The 20817-nt window shown below is 35.2% G+C and carries 22 protein-coding genes and 1 tRNA gene; 16 read left to right on the top strand and 7 right to left on the bottom strand.

Annotation, left to right across the window (positions count from 1 at the left end; translation table 11 throughout):
• The first annotated feature begins 15 nt into the window (after nt 1–15).
• Nucleotides 16–456 (top strand): MarR family winged helix-turn-helix transcriptional regulator, encoded by a 441-nt coding sequence (locus QWZ06_RS18975; protein WP_290300432.1) that lies wholly within the window; start codon nt 16–18, stop codon nt 454–456.
• Between the two features lie 5 nt (nt 457–461).
• Nucleotides 462–2876, top strand: a complete 2415-nt coding sequence (locus QWZ06_RS18980) for an outer membrane beta-barrel family protein (protein ID WP_290300433.1) — start codon at nt 462–464, stop codon at nt 2874–2876.
• Nucleotides 2877–3287: 411 nt separating this feature from the next.
• Here the strand turns inward: QWZ06_RS18980 and QWZ06_RS18985 are convergent, their stop codons facing one another.
• Nucleotides 3288–5585: a polyribonucleotide nucleotidyltransferase gene (locus QWZ06_RS18985; RefSeq protein ID WP_290300435.1), complete on the bottom strand. Its 2298-nt coding sequence runs from the start codon at nt 5583–5585 to the stop codon at nt 3288–3290.
• Nucleotides 5586–6026: 441 nt separating this feature from the next.
• Here QWZ06_RS18985 and QWZ06_RS18990 point away from each other — a divergent pair, with 441 nt between their 5' ends.
• Together QWZ06_RS18990 and QWZ06_RS18995 are read left to right on the top strand one after the other, a co-directional pair.
• Nucleotides 6027–7439, top strand: a complete 1413-nt coding sequence (locus tag QWZ06_RS18990) for a sugar MFS transporter (RefSeq protein ID WP_290300437.1) — start codon at nt 6027–6029, stop codon at nt 7437–7439.
• Nucleotides 7440–7901: 462 nt separating this feature from the next.
• Entirely contained in the window at nt 7902–8261 is a 360-nt protein-coding gene (locus QWZ06_RS18995; RefSeq protein ID WP_290300439.1) for a DUF4260 domain-containing protein, read from the top strand.
• Between the two features lie 90 nt (nt 8262–8351).
• Here the strand turns inward: QWZ06_RS18995 and rpsO are convergent, their stop codons facing one another.
• Entirely contained in the window at nt 8352–8621 is a 270-nt protein-coding gene (rpsO, locus tag QWZ06_RS19000) for a 30S ribosomal protein S15 (RefSeq protein WP_045494446.1), read from the bottom strand.
• 173 nt (nt 8622–8794) lie between these two features.
• On the opposite strand from rpsO, the gene QWZ06_RS19005 reads away from it, so the two are divergent.
• From QWZ06_RS19005 to QWZ06_RS19045, 10 genes are all read left to right on the top strand, one after another.
• The gene (locus QWZ06_RS19005; protein WP_290300448.1) at nt 8795–9343 is read left to right on the top strand and encodes a pyruvate decarboxylase; all 549 of its coding nucleotides are present in this window, start codon (nt 8795–8797) and stop codon (nt 9341–9343) included.
• Nucleotides 9344–9689: 346 nt separating this feature from the next.
• Nucleotides 9690–9836, top strand: a complete 147-nt coding sequence (locus QWZ06_RS19010; protein ID WP_290300451.1) for a bacteriocin-like protein — start codon at nt 9690–9692, stop codon at nt 9834–9836.
• Between the two features lie 160 nt (nt 9837–9996).
• Complete coding sequence (locus tag QWZ06_RS19015) at nt 9997–10137, top strand: bacteriocin-like protein (RefSeq protein ID WP_290300452.1); 141 nt, start codon at nt 9997–9999, stop codon at nt 10135–10137.
• Between the two features lie 36 nt (nt 10138–10173).
• The gene (locus tag QWZ06_RS28240; RefSeq protein WP_435384127.1) at nt 10174–10320 is read left to right on the top strand and encodes a bacteriocin-like protein; all 147 of its coding nucleotides are present in this window, start codon (nt 10174–10176) and stop codon (nt 10318–10320) included.
• Nucleotides 10321–10461: 141 nt separating this feature from the next.
• Entirely contained in the window at nt 10462–10605 is a 144-nt protein-coding gene (locus QWZ06_RS19020; RefSeq protein ID WP_164466615.1) for a bacteriocin-like protein, read from the top strand.
• Nucleotides 10606–10632: 27 nt separating this feature from the next.
• Nucleotides 10633–10788 carry a bacteriocin-like protein gene (locus QWZ06_RS19025; protein WP_164466614.1) on the top strand — a complete coding sequence of 52 codons (156 nt, stop codon included), beginning with the start codon at nt 10633–10635 and terminating at the stop codon, nt 10786–10788.
• Between the two features lie 20 nt (nt 10789–10808).
• Entirely contained in the window at nt 10809–10970 is a 162-nt protein-coding gene (locus QWZ06_RS19030) for a hypothetical protein (protein ID WP_164466613.1), read from the top strand.
• Nucleotides 10971–11132: 162 nt separating this feature from the next.
• On the top strand, nt 11133–12455 hold the full coding sequence (gene mgtE / locus QWZ06_RS19035) for a magnesium transporter (protein ID WP_290300457.1): 1323 nt from the start codon (nt 11133–11135) through the stop codon (nt 12453–12455).
• Nucleotides 12456–12877: 422 nt separating this feature from the next.
• Nucleotides 12878–13615, top strand: a complete 738-nt coding sequence (locus QWZ06_RS19040) for an ABC transporter substrate-binding protein (protein WP_290300459.1) — start codon at nt 12878–12880, stop codon at nt 13613–13615.
• Nucleotides 13616–13829: 214 nt separating this feature from the next.
• Nucleotides 13830–14297 carry a cupin domain-containing protein gene (locus QWZ06_RS19045; protein ID WP_290300461.1) on the top strand — a complete coding sequence of 156 codons (468 nt, stop codon included), beginning with the start codon at nt 13830–13832 and terminating at the stop codon, nt 14295–14297.
• A 59-nt stretch (nt 14298–14356) separates the two neighbouring features.
• On the opposite strand, the gene QWZ06_RS19050 is transcribed toward QWZ06_RS19045, so the two are convergent.
• Both QWZ06_RS19050 and QWZ06_RS19055 read right to left on the bottom strand, forming a co-directional pair.
• Nucleotides 14357–14806 (bottom strand): GAF domain-containing protein, encoded by a 450-nt coding sequence (locus QWZ06_RS19050; protein WP_290300463.1) that lies wholly within the window; start codon nt 14804–14806, stop codon nt 14357–14359.
• An 11-nt stretch (nt 14807–14817) separates the two neighbouring features.
• The gene (locus QWZ06_RS19055) at nt 14818–16245 is read right to left on the bottom strand and encodes a TonB-dependent receptor (protein WP_290300465.1); all 1428 of its coding nucleotides are present in this window, start codon (nt 16243–16245) and stop codon (nt 14818–14820) included.
• A gap of 54 nt (nt 16246–16299) precedes the next feature.
• Between QWZ06_RS19055 and QWZ06_RS19060 the strand changes: the two genes are divergently transcribed.
• Together QWZ06_RS19060 and QWZ06_RS19065 are read left to right on the top strand one after the other, a co-directional pair.
• Complete coding sequence (locus QWZ06_RS19060; protein WP_290300467.1) at nt 16300–17067, top strand: MBL fold metallo-hydrolase; 768 nt, start codon at nt 16300–16302, stop codon at nt 17065–17067.
• Nucleotides 17068–17160: 93 nt separating this feature from the next.
• Nucleotides 17161–17240: transfer RNA gene (locus tag QWZ06_RS19065), tRNA-Leu, on the top strand.
• Here the strand turns inward: QWZ06_RS19065 and QWZ06_RS19070 are convergent.
• The 3 genes from QWZ06_RS19070 to QWZ06_RS19080 form a co-directional block, all read right to left on the bottom strand.
• Nucleotides 17194–18768 carry a recombinase family protein gene (locus QWZ06_RS19070; RefSeq protein WP_290301385.1) on the bottom strand — a complete coding sequence of 525 codons (1575 nt, stop codon included), beginning with the start codon at nt 18766–18768 and terminating at the stop codon, nt 17194–17196. The genes QWZ06_RS19065 and QWZ06_RS19070 overlap by 47 nt on opposite strands.
• Before the next feature lie 18 nt (nt 18769–18786).
• The gene (locus QWZ06_RS19075; RefSeq protein ID WP_290300469.1) at nt 18787–18948 is read right to left on the bottom strand and encodes a hypothetical protein; all 162 of its coding nucleotides are present in this window, start codon (nt 18946–18948) and stop codon (nt 18787–18789) included.
• Between the two features lie 537 nt (nt 18949–19485).
• A complete protein-coding gene (locus QWZ06_RS19080) occupies nt 19486–20670 on the bottom strand; it encodes a PDDEXK nuclease domain-containing protein (protein WP_290300470.1) in 1185 nt (394 codons plus the stop codon).
• Between the last annotated feature and the right edge of the window lie 147 nt (nt 20671–20817).

Raw genomic sequence — 20817 nt, forward strand, 5'->3', positions numbered from 1 at the left:
TTTTAATATCAAAATATGGAAAAATTAAATTCAATCATATTCTACAATATAGACAAAGCCATCAGAGCCTATAGAAACTATGCACAACGTCAACTGAAAGCTAATGGTTTTACCATAACCATTGATCAGTGGCTTATCATCAAAGCTATTCTGGAAAACCCGGGAATTACCCAGAATGAAATTGGTGATCTTGTTTTTAAGGACAATGCGTCTGTGACGAGAATTATTGATTTAATGGTAAAATCCGAATATATCATAAGACATATTCATCCTGATGACCGCAGAAAAACCAATCTGGAAGTAACAGATTCCGGAAAGAAGGTGATCAAAAAGGTTCAGAATATTGTTGAAAACAACCGTGAGATTGCTTTAAAAGGGGTTTCAAAGGAAGAACTAGAAATGATGTATTCAGCTTTACTGAAAATTTCAGAAAACTGTCTAACTTCTAAAACATAAACACTATGACCAGAATATTTTCACTCATTTTACTCTGGATACTGATGCTTTTCACCAGCTTTCTATCAGCGCAGACTATGCAGAGTTTTTCCTTATCAGGAAGCATTCAATCCGACAAAGCGGAACAAATGGAGATCAATCTTTTGGGCGCTGATCATAAATTGATTAAGACAGAGATAGCAGATCCCAAGGGAAAATTCGGGTTCAGCGATCTTAAAGGCGGAACCTACCATCTAAAAATCAACAGAAACGGATCTGAGGTATATCATTCTGATCCTATTTCATTGTCTGACAATAAGATTCTTCCTTCTATTGATCTTAACATAAAATCCATTGAAGGGGTAACGATTACCAAATCCAAACCCATGATCGAAAGACAGGATGGAAAAATGATCATGAATGTAGAAAACAGCATTGCCAGCACAGGAAATTCTGCCTTTGAAGTTTTAGAGAAAGCACCAGGAATCAGTATTGACAATAATGATAATATCAGCCTCCGTGGAAAGGGAAATCTCCTGATTCAGATTGATGGTAAAAATACACCCATGACCGGAAGTGATCTGGCCAATTATCTTAAAGGAATTCCTTCATCAACAATTGATAAAATAGAATTCATTACCAACCCATCATCAAAATATGATGCAGCAGGTTCTTCTATTATTAATATTAAACTTAAAAAGGAGCAGAGAAAAGGAACAAACGGAAGTATTTCCACTTCTTTGGGAACAGGGAAATATGTAAAAAACAATAATAGCTTCAGCATCAATCACAGAAATAAAAAAATCAATATTTTTGGAAACTACAGCTTTGCCTATAGAGAAGCTTATAACGGTTTGGTACTGGATCGTAATTTCTATGAGAACAACAATTTCAAGAAAGCTTATATTCAGGACAACTATCTAAAATTCAAGTTCAATAGTCATGTAGTCAAAGCAGGAATGGATTATTTTCTGAATGATAAAAATGTTCTGGGATTTTCTGTAGGGTTGGTTTCGAACAAGTTCAATATTAACGGGGATAATTCCAACCTCACATTAGGCAGTAATCGTCTTCCGGAAAGCACATTTACAACCGTAAATACTTCCAATGACCGCTGGACTAATCTTTCATTCAATCTTAACCATAAATATACTATTGATTCTCTGGGTTCAGAAATCTCTACAGATTTTGATTACATTCATTATGCAAATTCTTCGTTACAAAGCTTTGATACCAGAACCCATGAAATTGATACCGGAACCAATAGTCTGGATATTATAAAGGGAGATATGGATGGGAAGCTAAACATCTATTCCTTAAAATCAGATCTGACCAAGAATTTTAAAAACGAATGGAAACTGGAAGCAGGAATTAAATCCAGTTTTGTAAAAACAGATAATGATCTAAAATTTTTCAATGCCAATTCAGGTACATTGATCCCTGATCTTTCCAAAACCAATCATTTTATTTATGAAGAAAATATCAATGCGGTGTATGGAAATGTTTCTAAAAAATGGGAGAAATTTAAGGCTACAGCTGGTTTAAGAATGGAAAACACCAATGTAAAAGGAACACAGCTTACGACCAATCAAATCAACAAAAGAGACTATACACAATTGTTTCCAAGTGCCGTTTTTTCTTATGATCTGACTGATAAAAGTAATCTTGAAATCAATTTCAGCAGAAGAATTACAAGACCCAGCTACAATCAGCTGAATCCATTTAAGTTTTATCTTGACCCCACTACTCTAAGGGCTGGAAATCCAGACTTGAATGCACAAACCACCATGAATTACGAACTGACATACAGCCTTAGCAATAAATATTTTGCTACATTAAGCTACAGCAAAACATCCAACAATATTACAGACATCCTTAAACCTGTAATCGAAAACGGACAAGTAGTAACCGTACAAACTATTGAAAACCTAGACTCCGTATCTTATTTTGGCCTATACCTCATTGCTCCTGTAAAAGTGACTCAATGGTGGGATATGAATAACAGTGCCAATTTCTACTACGGTTCCTACACAGGAAATGTCTCCGGAACACAGATCAACAATAAAGGAAATTTCACATTCAATATCAACAATATCAATTCATTCAAATTAGGAAACGGATTTACCGCAGAACTAACAGCCAACTATAAAGCAAGGGAAATATATGCCTATTTGAATGCAAGCCCCAATTGGTATCTAAATGTTGGTGCCCAGAAGAAGTTTAAAAACAACAGTACCCTGAAACTCTCTTTCACAGATATGTTCTTTACAAGTAATCTAAAAGGACAGACCGTTTATAATGATTATTTAGAAAACTTTGCTGTAAAAAGAGACACACGGGTAGTAACGCTTTCTTATACTTACAATTTTGGTTCTTCAAAAAATGGACAACCGAGAAAAACGGGTGGTGCTGATGATCTTAAACAGAGAGTGGGAAGTTAAATTCTGTTCAGTTGTTGGATACACGCTAAGGCGTAAGGAATTTTATAACTTTACTATGTTCTTAAGGCGAAGATTTTAGCTGTGATACAATTGAATGTTGTAGATCTCTTGCTGATTTTGCAGATGACGCAGATGATGATAGGTGTGTACAAAATCTATATTTTATTTTGCCACGAATGCACGAATAAATTATTTAGATACAGTTTATAAGTAAAAAATAATTTGTGCATTCGTGGCAAAATAAAACAGCATCCTTGCTGAGAATCTTTGATTCTCTTGCGCCTTAAAAACATCATTCTATTTAAAAACTTTGCGGCTTTGCATTTTCCAGCAAGTATAAAAAAACATAAACCATCTGAAAACAAGAAATCCCTCAAAATTGAGGGATTTCTATATATTTAAGAATCATTCTTAAGCTTCTGTAGAAGGAGTTTGATCTTCAGCTGGTTTTTCAGCTTGTGGTCTATCTTGTCCTTCAGGTCTTCTTTGCCCTTCCGGTCTTCTTTGTCCATCTGGTCTACCTTGTCCTTCAGGTCTTCTTTGGCCTTCTGGTCTTCCTTGCCCTTCTGGTCTACCTTGTCCTTCTGGTCTTGGAGGTCTTGGTAAAAGAACTTTACGGGAAAGCTTCATTTTCTTACGGTCATCATAACCCATAAATTTCACTTCTACTTCATCACCTTCAGCATAAGGAACTTTATCTAAACGAGCCCATTCAATTTCAGAAATGTGAAGAAGTCCTTCTGTTCCTTTAGCAATCGCAACGAAAGCACCGAAATCCATTACTTTCACAACTTTTCCATTGTAAACCTCTCCTACAACCGGTACAAAAGTAATTTCGTTAATTCTTGCAACAGCAGCATTGATTTTCTCTCTGTCTGTTCCTGCAATCTCGATACGTCCGATTTCACCAATTTCTTCAATAGCAATAACGGTGTCCGTATCTTTCTGCATCTGCTGAATGATTTTTCCTCCAGGCCCGATTACAGCACCAATGAAGTCTTTAGCGATCTCCATTACTACCATCTTCGGAGCGTGTGGTTTCACATCTGCTCTTGGCTCAGAAATAGTTTCAGTGATTTTATTTAAGATGTGTAATCTTCCGTCTCTAGCCTGCATCAAAGCTTTTTCCATGATATCCATAGAAAGACCCTGAATTTTGATATCCATCTGACAAGCAGTGATACCATCTGCAGTACCTGTTACTTTGAAGTCCATATCTCCAAGGTGATCCTCATCTCCTAAGATATCAGAAAGTACAGTGAATTTACCAGATTTTGCATCGGTGATCAATCCCATTGCAATACCTGAAACCGGTTTTGTAATCTTAACTCCGGCATCCATTAATGCTAATGTTCCTGCGCAAACTGTTGCCATTGAAGACGAACCGTTTGATTCAAGGATATCAGAAACAATTCTGATAGTATATGGATTTTCTTCAGGAATAACTGCCTGTAATGCTCTTTGAGCAAGGTTTCCATGTCCTACTTCTCTTCTTGAAGTACCTCTTAAAGGTCTTGCTTCACCTGTTGAGAATGGAGGGAAGTTATAATGTAGGAAGAATTTTTCGTCATGTTGCGTGATTACGCTGTCTACCATGTTTGCATCTTTTACAGAACCTAAAGTTACTGCTGTTAAAGATTGAGTTTCACCTCTTGTAAACACTGCAGAACCGTGAGCTCCCGGAAGGTAGTCAATTTCTGACCAGATCGGACGGATCGTTTGAGGATCACGACCATCAAGACGGATATTGTCTTCAAGGATCATCTGACGCATTGCTTCTTTTTCTACATCATGATAATATACTTTTACGAAAGGAGTTACTCTTTCCAATTCTTCTGCATCTTCAGCATATTGAGCAAGGAATTCTTCACGAACTGCTTTGAATTTGTCTCCTCTCTCTTCTTTACCAGATGGAGTTCTTGCTACTTCATATACTTTATCGTAAGTTTCTTTCCAAACTTTTTCACGAATTTCTTCGTCGTGATTTTCGTGAGAATATTCTCTCTTAGGGAAAGCCTTACCTACTTTTTCTGCTAGTCTCTCCTGAGCTTCAATTTGCTTTTTAATTTCAGCATGACCAAAATTAATAGCTTCTAACATTTCCTGCTCAGAAATTTCTTTCATTTCTCCTTCTACCATTACGATGGAGTCTTTAGTAGCTCCAACCATAATATCCAATTCAGAATTTTTCAATTCTTCATAACTTGGGTTGATAGAAAGTTGTCCGTCAAATCTTACCACTCTTACTTCAGACATAGGTCCGTTGAAAGGAATATCGGTAATAGCAATAGCTGCCGAAGCTGCTAAACCAGCTAAATCATCAGGAATTGTTTTTCCGTCATAAGAAATTAGAGAAATCATCACCTGAACTTCAGCGTGGAAATCTTCAGGGAAAAGCGGACGTAGTACTCTGTCTACTAAACGCATTGTTAAAATTTCCTGATCTGAAGGTCTTGCTTCTCTACGGAAGAAGTTTCCAGGAATTCTTCCACCTGCATAGAATTTTTCTCTATAATCTACTGTTAATGGTAAAAAATCTACACCAGGATTTGCTTCTTTATTGGCTACAACAGTTGCTAAAAGCATTGTTCCACCCATTTTTACTACCACAGATCCATCAGCCTGCTTAGCCAACTTTCCTGTTTCAATAGTGATTTCTCTGCCATCAGCAAGAGTAATCAGCTCTGTAAACGCTTGAGGTATACTCATAAATTTGTCTTCTTAATACTCCGTATTGAGTATGAATTAATATTTAAACTCTTTAAATTTCGTGTGCAAAGGTACTATATAATAATGATATATTAAATTTTTCAATTGCATAAATAGGTTCTCAAAATACAAAATTTTGGCTATCAGTTTTATGAAAGTCTCAAAAATTAACATTAATCAGTCAAACACCCTTATTATTTCTAAAAATAAAATACAATTTTTCACAATATTGCATTGAAAGATCCTAGTGTTTTTGTATTATTGTCTCAAAAAATGAAAATAACATTTTAATCAGATAAAATGTATCCATTTCATTATAAAAACTATTGAAAGAATTGCAAAATCATAGGGTGATTCCTATATTTGCCCTACTTCACCAAATACAATGCTGTAGACAAAAAGCCAAGGAAGATATTTTCCTGACACAATAAATAAATGTTTATGAATAAAGAAGTACAAACGAAAAGCAGGAATTATACGGTTCCATTGATTACCATCACCCTGCTATTTTTTATGTGGGGATTTATCACCTGCATGAATGATATCCTGATCCCCTATCTGAAACAACTTTTTAAGCTTACCTTTTTTGAATCCATGCTGGTACAGTTTTGTTTCTTCGGAGCTTACTTTATCGGATCTTTAATCTATTTTCTGATTTCCATTTCTAAAGGAGATCCTATCAACAAAGTAGGATACAAAAAAGGAATTTTGTTCGGAATCGGTTTAGCCGCATTAGGTTGCATCCTCTTCTATCCGGCAGCAACATTCTCTTACTATCCTTTATTCCTGGGAGCTTTATTTATTTTAGGACTAGGCTTTACGGTATTACAGATCACGGCCAATGCTTATGTTTCATTACTGGGTTCAGAAGAATCTGCTTCCAGCCGATTAAATATGACCCAGGCTTTCAATGCATTCGGAACAACGATTGCACCGGTATTGGGTGGACATTTAATTTTTGAATTATTTTCTGAGCCGGACGGAACTTTCAGTGCGGTTGCCACCAGAATCCCATATTTGATCTTTGCGGCGATTCTTCTCCTGGTAGGATTATTAATTTCAAGAGTAAAACTACCTTCATTTCAAACAGAAACCGAAGAAACCGTACAGGGTTGGGGAGCATTAAAGTACAGCCATCTAAAATTCGGAGTTTTTGCCATGTTTTGCTATGTAGGTGGTGAGGTTGCAGTAGGAAGTTTCATCATCAGCTTTCTTGAAGAAACCATGAAATTCAATGAAGCAATCAGTAAAAATTATCTTTCTTTATACTGGGGAGGTGCCATGATCGGGCGTTTCTTAGGAGCAATTTCATTAAACCAGTCTATTAGCCAGTCTAAAAAGGCAATTTTTATGCTAGGGGCTGCTGCGCTGGTTTTCCTTGTAATTTTCAGCATTGTAAACCTTACTTTTGACCAAATCAGCTTTTTCTTGGTATTTATCTTGCTGAATTTCGTAGCATTTTTTGTGGGTAAAGCCGCTCCGGCAAGAACATTATCCATTTTTGCAGCCATTAACGTTATTTTATTGATTTCAACAATGGTTAACCATGGAGAAATAGCAATGTACAGTGTGTTAGGAATCGGGATTTTCAATTCAATCATGTTCTCTAACATTTATACTTTGGCCATTTCAGGATTAGGAAAATATACCAGTCAGGGATCATCCTTAGTTGTTATGGCTATTTTGGGAGGTGCTATTGTTCCTATTTTCCAGGGCTATCTTGCCGATCAGTTTGGAGTACAGCATTCATTTATTATTCCTGTATTTTGCTATCTGGCCATTTTAATTTTCGGAGCGTACTGCACGAAATATCTTGGTCATGTAGAAAGTACGGAAGCTAAATCAGGACATTAATACGATATAAAAATATAAATCAAAAACAGGCTGTTTCATTTTTGGAGCAGCCTGTTTTTTCAGCATCTTCCTATGAGACTACATGGTGAAAAAAAAGTAATTATAAAATCTGCACCATCTGCAAAATCTGAGAGAGAATTTATATCCATAATCAATTGTATCTGAGATAAAATATTTGTGCACTACAAAAAAAAACTGTCAAAAGATCTTAATGACTTCGCGTTTGTTGGGATTACACAAAGACGCAAGAGTCTTAAATATTATGCAGCGAATTTAAGGCGCAAGAAAATCAAAGATTTTTCAGGAAGAGTCCTGTTTTATTTTTTGTCACGAATACACGAATAACCTTATTCTATTACGCTTGTAACTAAGAACAATATTTTCCCTTTCAATACTCTTAGTATGTAACATTGTTTTCAAAATCCCGACTTACCTTACAGAACACTTAAACTCTCAATCCTGATGAAAACTCAATTAAAACTTGAATACGTCGCCTTTTTAGTCCTTGGAATTTTTGCTTTTACCCAAACAGGATATTCCTGGTGGTGGTTTGTCGCTTTATTTCTTGCTCCGGATCTTTCTATGTTGGGTTATACCATCAATAATAAAGTAGGTGCGTTTTGTTATAACTTATTTCATCACCTTGGAGTAGCCATTATTGTATATATTCTCGGAATGACCTTATCTCTACCTTATTTACAAATGATCGGAGCCATTTTATTCTCCCATTCAGCTTTTGATAGAATATTAGGATATGGATTGAAATATCCGGATAGTTTTCAGAACACGCATTTGGGGAAGATTGGAAAAAAGGTGGAGTGATGTAAAATAAGTTTTGTATTTGGCTAGGATATATTACAACAAAAAAAGCAACCTCTTTCGAAGTTGCTTTATTTTGAAAATCTTTATAGATTATTTTCTTAGTCCTAATGCAGCAATAATTGCTCTATATCTTGCGATATCTTTTTTCTTAAGGTAATCTAATAAACTTTTTCTCTTACCTACCAATTTCACTAGAGATCTCTCAGTGTTGAAATCGTGACGGTTAGCCTTTAGGTGTTGAGATAAGTGATTAATTCTGAAAGTGAAAAGAGCGATTTGTCCTTCTGCGCTTCCTGTGTCTTGTGCAGATTTCCCGTGTTGTGCGAAAATTTCCTGCTTTTTGTCTGTTGTTAAGTACATTCCAATATTGTTTAATGATTATTATGTAACGGGTGCAAAATTACGACTATTTTTTGAATCTGCAAACATTATTGATTTCATAAATCAAATTTGATAGAAAAAAATGTTAAAAATTTCTTAATAAATTTTACACAATTTAACGAAAAGGCAGTAATTTTGCATTTGAATTACAAATGAGAAAATTTATATTCTTTACAGCAGTTACTACTTTTTTATTCATCGGTTTTACTTCGGTAAAAGCACAAAGAAATGCTGATGATAAAATAAAAAAAGTTCTATACTTCAATCCCGAGGTAGAGCCTGATATTGATGAAATAAAGGAGCCTACCAACAATGCATTCTTTGATGTTGTTTCCGATAACTTCAGCAGTAGAAAAAATAAATTACTTCGTGCAGAAGTTCAGGTTCCCTTCGACAGTATAGACAAACAGACCATTGTGGACTACTGTTCCAATAACGATGCTGATTTTGCCATTGTTTCTAAAGTACGTTACTTTAAGGTAGGTTTTGGAAAGTATGTTTTCTCCAACCAAGTAGTGGTCAGCATGAAACTTTTCGGAGCTGATGGAAATCTGGTTACAGAAACGGATCATGATACTTATCGTAAAAACATGCGCCTGCTTGGTTCTACCGTAAACTCCGTAAAAATAGGTACGGAAGGAGCTATTAAAGGAATCATTAAAAAGCTAAGAAAGCTCAAACCTACAGATACGGAATTGTAGCGTTTAAAGTTCAACGATATATATACTGCTATTGACGAATGGTCAATTTTGTCTTACAAATCAATTATTAATGATTGATAGATTTTCTTTTTCTCTTATTTTAAATCTCAGGTACATTTGTTGTCTTTGTTGTAAAACACAAAAAACATTCAATGCTTACACATCCATATCCTTTAAGCTGCAAGGATTCAATCTTTGCTAAACTCCCCACTTCTCGATTTTATAAAATTCATTCATAATCACAAATAGATTTACACATCATTGATTTTCAGTTAAATATTCTCACCAATTGATGAATAATTAAAAATTATTTACTACTTTAGTCTGACAATAAAATCTAAATTATATGAAAAATTTAAAGAAAATCAACAGAGAAGCAGCAAAGCAAATCAATGGAGGAGCTATTGCAAGATGTAGTAATACAAGACCATGTTCAATAGGATGGTGTTGTGATGGAGTTTGTAGTCCCTATATGTGTCCTATAATAGATTAGAAAATAAAACTACATTTAGCATCTGTTTTTGCAGATGCTTTTTTTGTAATATAAATTGAAAACATACACAATAAACTGATTATCAATTTATTATTTTCACAATTCAATGAATAATTAAAAATTATTTACTACTTTAGTCTGACAATAAAATCTAAATTATATGAAAAATCTAAAGAAAATTAGCAGAGAAAAGGCCAGTCAAATTAATGGCGGGTCTACTGAAAGATGCAATGAATTCAGTCCATGTGCTGCAGGATGGTGTTGCAATGGTATTTGTTCACCATTTATTTGTATGGAGTAAAAATAAATCATTATTAACTATTCAAAATCAAATCACATGAAAAATTTAAAGAAAATTAGCAGGCAAGAACAAAAAGAAATTAAAGGTAGTGGGATTATCAAACGATGCATCGAGCACTTTGAATGTCCTGGAGGATCGTGCTGCCGAAATACATGTGTTACCCGTCCTTGTCCATTGGAATAAAATTCCGCGCCTGTTTTCAGGTGTTTTTTATTAACTAAAACAATAAAAATCAGTCATTTATTTTCAATAAAATATTTTCACCACCAAATGAATAATTAGAAAATATTTATTATTTTAGTATAACAATTAAATCTAAAAACTATGAAAAATCTAAAGAAGATCAGCAGAGAAACTGCAAAACAAATCAAGGGAGCAGGTCTTACAAAATGCACAGAACATTCACAATGTATTTTCGGAATGTGCTGTAAAGGTGTTTGTATGGAATATATCTGTTTTGAAGAATAATTTTGAAACTTAAAAAAATTTGTTCTCATGAAAAATTCAAACCTTAAAAAGCTCAGTAGACAAGCTGCCAAAGAAATTAATGGTGGCATAGGACTTTTCAGATGCAGCGAAAAGAGACCTTGCTCCGTTGGATATTGCTGTAACGGAGAATGCATTGATCATGATTGTCCGATAGAACCTTAATCCTAAATTTATTCTTGGTCATGAAAAACTTTACCCTTAAGAAACTAAATAGGCTTGAGCAAAAAAACATTAAAGGAAGCGGAATAAAAAAGTGTGGTGACAATTCAGATTGCGGGCCATACCAATGCTGTACCAATGCTGTTTGTACCTACATTCCTACTTCAGAATGTGAACCCAATTAAAAGAATATTGGAATTTTAAATTTAATTTTTAACATCCGCTTCGGTGGGTGTTTTTTAATGCCTTTTTCGGATTTCAGACTTTAATAAATCCTTAAATTTCCCAGTTTATTGCTTAGTCTTAAAAATTTGAATTATTTTTGCATATCCTAAAAATTTTACGTTTTGAATTCTAGAGACGAACTTATCTTCAATCCTGCCGACATTGCCGAAACTCTCAGCGAACTTCCAGCTGACGAGCGGCTGCTCGCATTTTTGAAAGTTCCTAAAGAGTACAAAGCAGAGGTTTTCTCTCATCTTGATCCAGACTTTCAGGAAGATACGATCAGAAGTATCGGAAGCGACGAGGTTTCCGAGATTTTGAATGCAATGACTCCTGATGACAGAACTGCCCTTTTTGAGGACTTTCCCGATGAGCTGATCAAGTATTCTATCAATCACCTTAACCCACAGGAAAGAAGGATCGCCTTGAAGCTATTAGGCTACAACTCCGATTCTATTGCCCGTCTGATGACGCCTTATTATATCCAGATCCGTAAGGAATGGACAGTAAAAAGATGCCTTCAGCAGATTAAGAAGGTAGGTAGAAAGGTGGAAACCATGAATTACCTGTATGTAGTTGATGAAAGAAATCGCCTGATTGATGACCTTGCCATCGGAACTTTATTATTGGAAGAGGAGGATACTCTGGTTTCTGATATGACAGATAATCATTTTGTAGCGATTACCACCACTACTTCCAAAGAAGATGCGGTAACCTATTTCGAAAAATATGACCGTGGTGCTCTTCCCATTATTACCGAAGCAGGTGTTCTGGTTGGAATTGTGACAATTGATGATATCCTTGACCAAATTGAACAACAGAATACCGAAGATATTCAGAAATTTGGGGGGTTGGAAGCATTAGACCTTCCTTATATCCAAACATCATGGACAGAAATGATCAAAAAAAGAGCAACCTGGCTGATCATTCTATTTGTTTCCGAGATGCTGACTGCTTCAGCAATGGGATATTTTGATAAAGAAATTGAAAAAGCTGTTGTTCTTGCCTTATTTGTTCCATTAATTATTTCTAGTGGTGGAAACTCAGGATCTCAGGCTGCTACATTGATTATCCGTGCAATGGCTCTTCAGGAGATTAGCCTGAAAGACTGGTGGTATGTCATGAAAAAAGAGATCATCTCCGGTTTGTGCCTGGGTGCTATTCTGGGAGTGATTGGGTTTATCAGAATTATGCTTTGGCAGAAAATTGGTCTTTTTGATTACGGTCAATATTGGGCATACGTAGGATTAAGTGTTTCTGTTTCCCTGATTGCTATTGTGCTGTGGGGAACTTTATCTGGTTCTATGATTCCATTTGTCCTAAAGAAGTTAAATCTTGACCCTGCAACCTCTTCTGCTCCATTTGTAGCAACATTAGTGGATGTTACAGGATTAATCATCTATTTTACGGTAGCCGGTTTATTCCTTACAGGAAGACTGCTCTAGAATTTACATAATCTATATATTGAATAAACTCTCCATAACCCTATTCAGGATTATGAAGAGCTAATGATTATTGTCTAAGGTTGAGGACAGAATATACTCATAAATCTACATGGTACATTAGTTCCTGTAATTCACAAAACATTGTACATTCTCCCTTTGGTGGAATTATTTCTCCACCGCTAATTTTTTTCAACTCTTTTCTTTCAATACTTTTTAAATTTTTCATGTTTAAAATTCCTTTTGGTTATCCCCTACTCTATAAGCTTTTCAGGCATCGCTATTTTCATGAATCCAAAATAACAAATTAATTAATATAAATAACGAATCAGTGAAAATTCATTAATACACAAATGAAAAATAGTAATATTACAGATTAACCACAATTATCATCTCAAATTTATATATTTTCTTATCTTTAAGAGATGAAAGTGATCTCTCTAGTACCATCCATCACAGAGGCATTATTTGATTTAGGCCTTACGGAAAATGAAGTTATCGGGCGAACAAAATTCTGTATCCATCCCGAAGAAAAGATAAAAAATGTTCCTGTTATTGGAGGAACAAAGAATATCAATATTGAAAAAATTAAGGCGCTACAGCCGGATATTATCCTTGCCAATAAAGAGGAAAATATCAAAGAACAGGTAGAAGCTTTAATGGATGACTTCAAGGTTATAGTAACCAACGTAGAAACTATTGAAGACAACTATTACTTGCTTAAAAACCTGGGAAAGCTTTTGGGAAAGGAAGAAAAAGCTCAACTTTTCAATCTTAAGATCTACGAAGTTCTTAATCAGGCTAAGCTTGATACTCCTGTAAAAGCAGCTTATCTGATCTGGAAAAATCCTTACATGACCATTGGTTCTGATACATTTATCCATAAAATAATGGCGGAAATTGGTTTTGAAAACATATTTAAAGATAAAACCCGATATCCGGAAATTACTACTGAAGAGCTGGAGAAAGCGGATGTGATCATGCTCTCTTCTGAGCCATTCCCCTTTAAAGAAAAGCATATTGAAGAACTGCGGGCTTTTTATCCTGAGAAAAAGATGATGATTGTAGATGGTGAAGCATTCTCATGGTATGGAACCCATATTGCAAAATGTGAGCATTACTTTAAAAAACTTATTTCTGAAGTACATTCTATGCAGCTTTGATTGTTTAACTACAAAAGCTTTTAACACTTAAGTTCTTTTTAAGCGCCAACTGGCTGAAAATACACTTAAGTTTTTGAAAATCTATGATTTTCTTTTTATTATAACCTAAGCATAAGACGTTTACCCTTGTGATAGAAAAAATCTGTCATGAAAATTGCTGCTTGTCGTATTCTCTGATTTTTGGTACCTTGATCTGAATTAATATTTACAACATATGTCCGGAACAGTTATATTGTCTGAAGGAGCAGAATTTGACCACGTTATACAAGAAGTTTCGAAATACATCCATCTTTATGTAATGCCATTTGGAAAGAGCGAGCGAAGCTTCACACGCATTGATAAACGTGAAAATATGTATGGCGGAAATGGAACAGTACACATGATACAAATGTTCGATCAGTCGGAACTTGCTAATAATCGTCTGGCCGCTTATATGGTTTTATTGAACAAAGGTGATGAATCAGGGTTTCATACTCATCACGAAAGAAACGAAGAAGAATTATACGTCGTAGTGCATGGAACAGGTGAATATCGTGAAAGAACCGGAACAGAAGGAATCATCCGTAAAAAGACTCTTCAAAAAGGAGATATTACAGCCATCAGTTCCATTGGATATCATTCTATTGAAAATACGGACAACGAACCTCTAATTATGTTTGTTATCACTACCAACAACCCATAAAAACATAAAAACTCCGGTCAGACGAACCGGAGTTTTTATTATATTTTTATTGAATTTGATTACAAAATTTTGGAAACTTCATTACAAAGCCATTCCAATAATTCTCTATCTTCAACTGTAAAAGGATCAACAGTATGAGAATCAATATCAATCTGACCGATATTTTTCCCGTCTTTAAAGATTGGAACTACTATTTCAGCTTTAGTATCAATTGAACAGCTTAAATAGTTGCTTTCTTCATGTACATCAGGTACTACAAATGTTTCATTGGAAACAGCTACCTGCCCGCAGATTCCTTTTCCGTAAGGAATAATGGTATGATCTGTTGGAGCTCCTACATATGGGCCTAAGATCAGTTCATCTTTATCTCCATTTTTAAAGTAGAAACCTGTCCAGTTAAAATAAGAGATCTCTTGATCTAACAGGTGACAAACCTTTTCAAGCTTCTCTTCTGTATTATGTTTTGGACTTTCAAGAATAGAGGAAAGTCTTTTCTTTAATTCTGACATTATATTAATTTTTAAGAGAATTGTTTTAAAGGAAGTTCTTCTTTATACCCGAACATTCCACGTTCTTTAATCATTTCTGCTACGCCTTCAGGTACCTGGGTTTCCCATCCTTTAACGCAACATGCTATTTTTCTTAAAATTTCTCTGGAATAAATTTCCAAAAACTCAGGATTGTAATTTGTAATATCTACAATACGGTTGTTACGCATGAAATATTTATACAATTCCTTCAGGTTTTCTTCTACTTTAAGATTGGTAGAATCCAACAACTGGTGTGTTTCAGGATCTTTATAAGGATAAAGGTACACTCTCATCCCGTTTCGGAAAAATTTACCGAAGGCTTCAAGAATTCCCCCCGAAAGATTCTTATAGTATTTTTCGTCAAATACCATCAATAGGTTGTTTACTCCCATGGCAACTCCGATATCTCCACTTGTATAAGATGCGAAATAATCGATCAGTCTATAGTATTCTGAGAAGTTTGAAATAATAACGGTATATCCTAATTTGCCCAAAATATCTACCCGATCCAGAAAGTCTCTTTCATCAATATCCCCATCTGCTCTAAGGTTAGAAATAGTAATCTCAATAAGGACTTCTGTTTCTTCATGGGTACAGATTGCATCTTTAAAGAACATATCCATTCCATTCTGAAGCATATCTATGTTTACCTTCGTTACAGGTCTGAAACTTCCTCTTACCGCAAAGATGTTTTTCTTGTACAGTACATCTGCCGGAAGCATATTGTTTCCCTGAGAATTGAAGATAACCGCATCAGTCATTCCGTTTTTCACTAACTGAAGAGACATCAATCTGTTATCAACATAAGAAAAAGCAGGCCCACTGAAATCGATCATATCAATCTCCAGGTTGTCTTTTGCAATATCGTCGTATAAAGACTCTACTAAGGTTCTTGGATTATCAAAGTAATTAAAAGCTCCGAAAATAAGATTCACTCCAAGATTCCCTAGGGTTTCCTGTTGTAAGGTAGCGTCATTTTCTTTGAATTTCACGTGGATTACGATTTCGTTGTAATCCTCATTTTCTTTAGTTTGAAAACGAATTCCCACCCAGCCGTGGCCTTTTACGGTTTTGTCGAAGTTGATGGTGGTTACTGTATTGGCATAGGAAAAGAATTTTCTGTCCGGATTGTTATCCCTCGAAATTCTCTCTTCGATCAAAGCGACTTCATAGCGAAGCATTTTGCGAAGTCTATTCTGGGTAACATACCTGTTTTTTACTTCTTTTCCGTAGATAGCATCACTAAAATCTTTGTCGTAAGCAGACATCGCCTTAGCAATCGTACCGGAAGCTCCCCCTGCTCTAAAAAAGTGACGAACAGTCTCCTGCCCTGCTCCAATTTCTGCGAAAGTACCATAAATAGTAGGATCTAGATTAATTGTTAATGCTTTTTGTTTAGGAGTTAGTTTCTGATACATTAGGACATTAAATTTTTTGTAAATTTACCAAAATTAAACCAACCTCAAAACAAAATGAAGTTGAAATTTTTAGGAACCGGTACTTCCCAGGGTGTGCCCGTTATAGGCTGCACCTGCGAGGTGTGTATTTCCGAAAATCCGAAAGATAAACGTTTACGTTCATCTGTAATGGTCACTACGGATGAAAATAAAAAGATACTCATCGATTGCGGCCCGGATTTCAGGCAGCAAATGCTTACGAACCACGAACATACTGTAGATCTTGCACTGATTACCCATGAACATAATGATCATGTGATCGGTCTTGATGATATGCGGCCACTTATTTTTAAAAGTGGAAAGGATGTTCCTCTTTACTGCTATTCAAGGGTAGCCCGTGAGATTAAAAACCGCTTTCCTTACGCTTTTGCAGATGTAAGATATCCTGGTGCTCCGGCTTTTGAACTTCACGAAATCGAAAATAAACCGTTCCAGGTTTTGGATACGGAGGTAACTCCTATTGAAGTCATTCACTTTAAAATTAGTGTCTTTGGTTATAAGTTTAAAAACCTTGCCTATATTACAGATGCAGGGTTTATTTCTGAAACGGAAAAAGAAAAATTAAAGAATCTGGATGTTCTCATTTTAAACTGTATCAGGAAATTTGATCCGCATCCGGCTCATTTTATCCTTCCTGATGTGATCAAACTGTTTGAAGAGCTAAAACCTAAAAAATTATTTTTAACTCACATCAGCCATCATTTGGGTGTGCATGATATTGAAGATAAACTACTTCCACCCGGAATGCACCTTGCCTACGATGGTTTGGAGATAAATTTTTAAAACTTTTTTTACAAAAAGCTTTTGAACATTGAAAAAAGTTCCTATATTTGCACACCAATTTGAAACAAACAACACGTTTGGAGTAAACATCAAGCCCAGGTGGCGGAATTGGTAGACGCGCTGGTCTCAAACACCAGTTCTTAGGAGTACCGGTTCGATCCCGGTCCTGGGTACAAGACCGGAAAGAGGTGATAATTCACTTTCTTTCCGGTTTTTTTTGGTTCCTAACTCATTGTTTATCTGATATATGTAAGAGACTAAAACATTGGCTTGAGTGGTTCGATAATGATTTTTAAAAAATTGCAGTTTTTCAGGGAATATCGAACCAATGATTTTACGTTTTACGTCGATATCCCCGTCATTATAGACTTTCGCAAGGTCTACCAGGTTCGATAATGCTTGGTCTAGTAGTTTTTGAAAATCTATTTTCTTATTATCTTTTCCTTTAGTTAATTTAGATTCAAGCTTTTCAATTTGTCCTTTACAGTCGGTCTTAATTTCAAGATAATCTTCATCATCAATTACCTCCTCCATCAGTTTATTTCTTGCCTGTTTCAATCTGCTGTTTAAACGATCTATTTCTAATAGAATTGCTTTCCTTTCTCTTTGGGGATTATTGATTAATTTTTCAAAATTTTGCCTCAACACCTTTTTCAAATAATTTTTTATAGATGCGCGCATTTCTAATGATTGCAATATCTCTAAAAATTTAGAATTAATAATCTCAGCTTTGTAACGGTATGAACACGGGGACTGGCAATGATAGTAATAATATTTATTTCCGGAACGTCCCGTAGAGGCACTGCCTGTAATCAAATGACCACATTCTGGACACACAAGGAAACCTCTTAATGGCAAATTATCATCAGACAGTACTTTTACATTAGGTCTGGCTGGATTCACATTTCCATCCATTATACATTGAACTTTTTCGAATAGTTCTTCACTGATCAAAGGTTCATGAATACTCTTAACAAAATGAGCCTCCTCTTCATTTAATTGTTCCACGTAAATTTTCCCGCAATATGCGGTATTGCGTAAACTTGCAAGAAAGGCACTTATCTTAACTGGCTTTCCATTTTTTCTGTTCATCATGTCCATTATCTGGCTCGCTGAATACACGCCTTTGGACATTTCATTAAATGCCCATTTCATATTAGAAGCTTCCGGTTCCTGTTGAATTACATACTTTTTTCCATTCTCCGTAATTCTATTAACATAGCCGTAAGGTGCCCTTCCCATTAATCTGCCTTCTTTTTTTGCACGGCGCATTCCATAATAAGTATTCAAAGCGCGCCTGTCATTTTCAACTTCTGGCGCAGCAAGATATATGGCCAGCATCATTTTATTTTCAGGAATTGAAAGATCTAGAGGCTGCTCAATGGCCTGCGGTTCAACGTTAATTTTCCTAAGTATATTAATCATCTGATAGGCATCGCCAGCGTTCCTGCTGAAGCGATCCCATTTTGTAAAGAGCAGCACGTTGGTTTTTGAGCTTTTTTTCTTTAGCGTATCCAGTAGTTTGATCCACTCTGGCCTATTAAAAGTCTTGGCAGAATAATCTTCATAGATTATTTGGCCTACTTTAATATTATTGTTTTCACAGTAACGCTTTAATCGCTCCTCCTGATCTCTTTGCGAATAGCCCTTATCTGCCTGCTCATCAGTTGACACACGGATATATAAATCGGCTCTTTTCATTTCTACAGTATTAAAATATTATTCATCCAAAAAACGCTTTAATACGATTGTTGATAGCATTTTTAGAAATTCTACAATCTGTTCCGCTTCCGCAATTGTTAGCTCAACTCTCTCCTCTTCTTTAAATATTTTGATAATATCATCAATGCTTATATTTTTAACTTCAAGTTTCCTTTCCATGACCGATATCTTTTGAATAAAAATATTCGGCATAATCAATCATAATGAGTTGAGGCATTTACTTGCAACACTTGGCTTAGAAGTGCAAATTGATCTTAAAAGAAAAATTATAGTTTATCTCGCACTTTTAACGTTTACTCAAAAGATACAGCCTCTCAAAGCATTGTTCTACACAAATGCACTAGCAAAGGCTCTCTCCTGTAAGTGAGCATTAGCAACAGAATTTACAATTTTGTTTATTATTTTTAAAGTGGCAACAAGAATGGTTGCGAAGAAATTCATCTTTCTTAGATGCAACTAAAATACAAATAATCAGTTGAATGTTAAAATTATAAGGTATAAAATCTAATTTTACTTTGTAAAATTTTGGAGGCAGGGACTATGAAACTATATTAAGCGATACATCATTTCTTAATAATGACACCTTAATTGCCAAGTAGCAAAAAAATATTAAAAAAACAGTAATACCGTTTTTTCTGTACAAGCCATATAAAATACTTTTTAGCCTAAATTGAATCCAAGGGCTTATGAACTCGATTATCCGATTTGCTTTTTAATTTCCTCCTTACTTGGAAGGATAGCCTTATACTCTTTTGCAAATATTGTATTGTTGTTTTCTGGAAGTGTAAACTCGATGACTGTTTTGTTTTCTTCCTTGCAGAGAATAATTCCGATAGTAGGATTCTCTTCTTCCAGCTTTACTTTTCTGTCGTAATAATTGACATACATCTGCATTTGCCCAATATCCTGGTGGCTCAGCTTTCCAATTTTTAAATCAAAAAGCACGAAACACTTCAATAAACGATTGTAAAACACTAAATCCACAAAGAAACTGTCGCCTTCGAATGTAAATCTGCGTTGCCGCCCTTCAAAGAGAAAGCCTTTTCCTAACTCCAGCATAAAATGCTCTAATTTATTGATGATCCCAGTTTCCAAATCACTTTCGGAATAGCGATTATCTTTTTTTAGATCTAAGAATTCCAAAACATAGTGACTTTTTAGAACATCGGTCGGCTTTTCTATGATCTGTCCTTTCTGAGCTAACTTCTTCACTTCTTCCTCATTCCTGCTTAATGCTAACCTTTCATATATAGCTGAATTAAACTGTCTTGTAAGCTCTCTAACACTCCAGTTATTCTGACTCGCCTCTATTTCATAAAAATTTCTCTCATCTGAGTTTTCAATCTTCATTAATTGAATGTAGTGAGACCATGATAATGAAAAAAAAGAATTACGAGACACTGTTTCGTATTTTTCAGAAATTCTATTTTGATACGTTAAATAAAACTTTCTCATCCACTGCAAATTATCTACTGAGTAACCTCTGCCGAATTCTTTTGTCAATTGTTGACTTAGATTTTTCAAGGTTTCTTTTGCATACTCTGCTCTATCCTTTCCGTCCTGTTCATTCTCAATGATCACCTTACCTATTTCAAAGTAAGTCAATACTATAGCGGTATTGATATTTCGAACAATACTGCGTTTAGCGTTTTCGATTAACTGCTTTATTGAAATAAAAAGATTGGATGGTAATTGACTCATATCTAAAAAATTAAAATTATCTCTGGGCTCCACAGCACTAACATTTTGTGCGATATAAAGCTGATTAGCAGTATTAAAAGAAAGTTGCCGGGATTGGCTGTCATTGGCTGTCATTGGCGTAATCCAAAACGATTTCAACCAAAGAATGCATCCATACTTCTCACAAGTTGTACTGTGCATTAAATAAGATTTCAATGTGATGAATCAGATCATTTTTTCATAATAAACCGGTAAAAAGGCAGCTAAGGTATTGTTGCCAGCCAGCGCTTTTCCCACCAAAAGACTACGGCATAAACGGTTTGCTCCCTAAAGGTACCCTCCAATTAT

Source organism: Chryseobacterium tructae, from assembly GCF_030409875.1.
GTDB lineage: Bacteria > Bacteroidota > Bacteroidia > Flavobacteriales > Weeksellaceae > Chryseobacterium > Chryseobacterium tructae.

Bases quoted from the DNA above. Each gene is read 5' to 3' on its own strand.
- QWZ06_RS19050 (WP_290300463.1), bottom strand. From the start codon at position 14,806: ATGTCAGAATTAAAGAAAAGACTTTCCTCTATTCTTGAAAGTCCAAAA.
- QWZ06_RS19040 (WP_290300459.1), top strand. From the start codon at position 12,878: ATGAAAGTGATCTCTCTAGTACCATCCATCACAGAGGCATTATTTGAT.
- QWZ06_RS19025 (WP_164466614.1), top strand. From the start codon at position 10,633: ATGAAAAATTCAAACCTTAAAAAGCTCAGTAGACAAGCTGCCAAAGAA.
- QWZ06_RS18990 (WP_290300437.1), top strand. From the start codon at position 6,027: ATGAATAAAGAAGTACAAACGAAAAGCAGGAATTATACGGTTCCATTG.
- QWZ06_RS18995 (WP_290300439.1), top strand. From the start codon at position 7,902: ATGAAAACTCAATTAAAACTTGAATACGTCGCCTTTTTAGTCCTTGGA.
- QWZ06_RS19060 (WP_290300467.1), top strand. From the start codon at position 16,300: ATGAAGTTGAAATTTTTAGGAACCGGTACTTCCCAGGGTGTGCCCGTT.
- QWZ06_RS19020 (WP_164466615.1), top strand. From the start codon at position 10,462: ATGAAAAATCTAAAGAAGATCAGCAGAGAAACTGCAAAACAAATCAAG.
- QWZ06_RS19075 (WP_290300469.1), bottom strand. From the start codon at position 18,948: ATGGAAAGGAAACTTGAAGTTAAAAATATAAGCATTGATGATATTATC.
- rpsO (WP_045494446.1), bottom strand. From the start codon at position 8,621: ATGTACTTAACAACAGACAAAAAGCAGGAAATTTTCGCACAACACGGG.
- QWZ06_RS19015 (WP_290300452.1), top strand. From the start codon at position 9,997: ATGAAAAATCTAAAGAAAATTAGCAGAGAAAAGGCCAGTCAAATTAAT.
- QWZ06_RS19030 (WP_164466613.1), top strand. From the start codon at position 10,809: ATGAAAAACTTTACCCTTAAGAAACTAAATAGGCTTGAGCAAAAAAAC.
- QWZ06_RS18980 (WP_290300433.1), top strand. From the start codon at position 462: ATGACCAGAATATTTTCACTCATTTTACTCTGGATACTGATGCTTTTC.
- QWZ06_RS18975 (WP_290300432.1), top strand. From the start codon at position 16: ATGGAAAAATTAAATTCAATCATATTCTACAATATAGACAAAGCCATC.
- QWZ06_RS19080 (WP_290300470.1), bottom strand. From the start codon at position 20,670: ATGCACAGTACAACTTGTGAGAAGTATGGATGCATTCTTTGGTTGAAA.
- QWZ06_RS19055 (WP_290300465.1), bottom strand. From the start codon at position 16,245: ATGTATCAGAAACTAACTCCTAAACAAAAAGCATTAACAATTAATCTA.
- QWZ06_RS18985 (WP_290300435.1), bottom strand. From the start codon at position 5,585: ATGAGTATACCTCAAGCGTTTACAGAGCTGATTACTCTTGCTGATGGC.
- QWZ06_RS19005 (WP_290300448.1), top strand. From the start codon at position 8,795: ATGAGAAAATTTATATTCTTTACAGCAGTTACTACTTTTTTATTCATC.
- QWZ06_RS28240 (WP_435384127.1), top strand. From the start codon at position 10,174: ATGAAAAATTTAAAGAAAATTAGCAGGCAAGAACAAAAAGAAATTAAA.
- QWZ06_RS19045 (WP_290300461.1), top strand. From the start codon at position 13,830: ATGTCCGGAACAGTTATATTGTCTGAAGGAGCAGAATTTGACCACGTT.
- QWZ06_RS19010 (WP_290300451.1), top strand. From the start codon at position 9,690: ATGAAAAATTTAAAGAAAATCAACAGAGAAGCAGCAAAGCAAATCAAT.
- QWZ06_RS19070 (WP_290301385.1), bottom strand. From the start codon at position 18,768: ATGAAAAGAGCCGATTTATATATCCGTGTGTCAACTGATGAGCAGGCA.